The organism is Limosilactobacillus galli (assembly GCF_947381495.1).
Taxonomy (GTDB): domain Bacteria; phylum Bacillota; class Bacilli; order Lactobacillales; family Lactobacillaceae; genus Limosilactobacillus; species Limosilactobacillus galli.
In genome coordinates this window covers 1-701 of sequence record NZ_CANCWK010000105.1, presented here as the reverse complement: position 1 = coordinate 701, position 701 = coordinate 1, and the positions used below count along the sequence as shown (strand labels likewise).

The following is a 701-nucleotide window of genomic DNA, read 5'->3' as shown; positions in this document are numbered from 1 at the left end:
GTTTTATCTTCCATCAAATCACTTTTTAGAATGGCATGTTTATCGTGCGGATCATAATTAAACTGCTTATTGGTTAAATCATGTTTCTGAATTTCAACGCCTTGATAGAAAATATGAATAGCTTTACCATCAGTAGTTGGTTTAATTTCAACCTCTTTTCCGATATAATTAGGGGAAACAGAGTATTGATGGTTTTGAAATCTAATCATTGAATCTCGCGATACTTTTCTAGTTTGGACGCTTTCGAAGTACCTTGTGAGATCGTAATTGAGAGACCGGAAATGCTCTTTTTCTTTTGCCCATAATTCAACTGGCTTCTGGTTATTACTTTGTGACTTCTCATGGTTAAGCCGTTTAGCTAATTGATTAACGATATCATTTAAGTCATTGATGGTACTAAACTCTCCATCGTAAGGCTTTAATCGTCCCATTGTTCTTGCCAAGGCCTCAACACAACCTTTAGTTTGTGGCCTAAATGGACGACAAGCGATTGGATGGAATCCCGCATCATGACTAAATGATAGGAACCGTTCGTTAAATCGATGATGATGAAAGTCACTCAATTTATGGTCAACGACAGTTGACATATTATCAAACCAAATTTCTTTAGGAATTCCACCAGTAGTCTTAAATGCTTCAAATAAGCATTTGAATAGAGTATCCTGCTTCTGATCTAGAGTTAATCTTAAGAACTTAAATTT

1 protein-coding gene is annotated in these 701 nt (G+C 35.5%); it reads right to left on the bottom strand.

Translation table 11 applies throughout. The features are described 5' to 3' along the window. A partial coding sequence (locus QOS10_RS09460) for a Mu transposase domain-containing protein (RefSeq protein WP_408621591.1) occupies positions 1 to 701 on the bottom strand: 701 nt, incomplete at both ends.